This window comes from Streptomyces albidus (ex Kaewkla and Franco 2022) (assembly GCF_013870515.1).
GTDB lineage: Bacteria > Actinomycetota > Actinomycetes > Streptomycetales > Streptomycetaceae > Streptomyces > Streptomyces albidus.
On record NZ_JACBXA010000484.1, the window covers coordinates 1 to 1686 of the forward strand.

Sequence of the window (1686 nt, forward strand, 5' to 3'; positions counted from 1 at the left end):
TACACCAGCGCCTGGAGCGTCCCAGAACACAGTGAACTGCCCGCGCCCCACAGCAGCCGGTGCTGAGCCTGGGCACGTCGGGCACCGTCTACGCCGTCTCCACGCACCGGCCCAGCGATCCCACCGGCACGGTCGCGGGGTTCGCCGACGCACGCGGCGACTGGCTGCCGCTGGCCTGCACCCTCAACTGCACGCTCGCCGTGGACCGGGTCGCCTCTCTGCTCTCCCTCGACCGTGAAGGCGTCGAAGAGGGCGGCGAGATCACTCTGCTGCCCTTCCTGGACGGTGAGCGGACACCCAACCTCCCTTACGCATCGGGCCTGTTGAGCGGTCTGCGGCACGGCACCACCGGTGGCCACGTGCTGCAGGCGGCCTACGACGGAGCCGTGTTCGCCCTGCTGCGCGCTCTCGACCAGGTCCTGGACGAGGAGACACCGAGCGATGCCCCGCTGCTGCTGATCGGCGGCGGCGCAAAGGGAGCGGCCTGGCGCGAGACCGTACGGCGTCTGTCCGGCCGGCCCGTACAGGTGCCGCGCGCCGAGGAGTTGGTGGCGCTGGGCGCGGCGGCGCAAGCCGCGGGGCTGCTGCTGGAGGAGGACCCGGCCACGGTGGCGCGACGGTGGGGCACGACCGAGGGCCCGTCCTACGAGGCCGTGCCGCGCGACGACGCCACGCTGACCCGTATCGAGTACACCCTTTCCGGTGCGGATACGCTTCTCCGTCAACGCTGAGCCACCCCCTCCCTGACGCACCCCGCCCGTACTCGCACTTGCACCGCACGGAACGACCGATCTGCCCTGGAGGAACGGAACTTGATGGCAGTGCCCGCGCCCAACTCGCAGCGGGAGATGCGACAGCGCAATCTCTCGCGGGTGCTGTACGCGGTCTCGGGGGCCGGCCCCGTCTCACGTGCCACCGTCGCGGCGCGGATCGGGCTGACCAGGGCGTCCGTATCCACCCTCGTCGAGGAGCTGCTGCGCGCCGGCTTCCTGGTGGAGCTCGGGCCTGGGCGCTCCGGCGGCGTCGGCAGACCGGGCAACGCCCTGGCGCTCACCGACCTGGGGCCGTGCGGCCTCGGCGCGGAGATCGGGGTGGACCATCTCACCGTCTGCGCCGTCGATCTGCGCGGCCAGGTCCGTGCCCGTACGACGGAGGAGGCGCCGAACCGGGACGAGAGCCCCGCATCCGTGCTGGCCCGGCTCGGCGCACTCGTCGAGCGCGTCACGGTCGACGCCGGTGCGGCGGGCCTGCGCCCGGCCGGACTGGCCGTGGCCGTGCCGGGGCTCGTCACGCGCTCGTCCACGACGGTGGTGCGTGCTCCGAACCTCGGCTGGCGCGACACCGACATCGCCTCGCATCTGGCCTGCCCGCTCCGGCTGACGGTGGACAACGAGGCCAACTTCGGTGCCCTGGCCGAACTCTGGCTGCGCGAGAAGGACGGCGCACCGGGCGACTTCATCCATGTGTCCGCCGAGGTCGGCATCGGGGCCGCCATCGTGCTCGACGGCGAACTGCTGCGCGGCAGACGGGGATTCGCCGGCGAGCTCGGCCATGTACCGGTGGAACCCGACGGCGCGGAATGCGCCTGCGGCGGTTCGGGCTGCCTGGAGCAGTACGCGGGAGAGGCAGCCGTACTGAGCGCCGCCGGCATCGAAGCGCACGGAACGGGCGGCCGCAGCGCGGCAC

At 72.7% G+C, this 1686-nt stretch carries 1 protein-coding gene and 1 pseudogene; both read left to right on the forward strand.

Annotated elements, in window-relative coordinates; translation table 11 throughout:
- Positions 1–47 precede the first annotated feature (47 nt).
- Positions 48–731 (forward strand): annotated as a pseudogene (locus H5J26_RS30750) (FGGY-family carbohydrate kinase); the annotation flags it as partial.
- An 84-nt stretch (positions 732–815) separates the two neighbouring features.
- Positions 816–1686: ROK family transcriptional regulator (locus tag H5J26_RS30755; protein WP_181769219.1), on the forward strand; the 871-nt coding region annotated here is incomplete at its 3' end.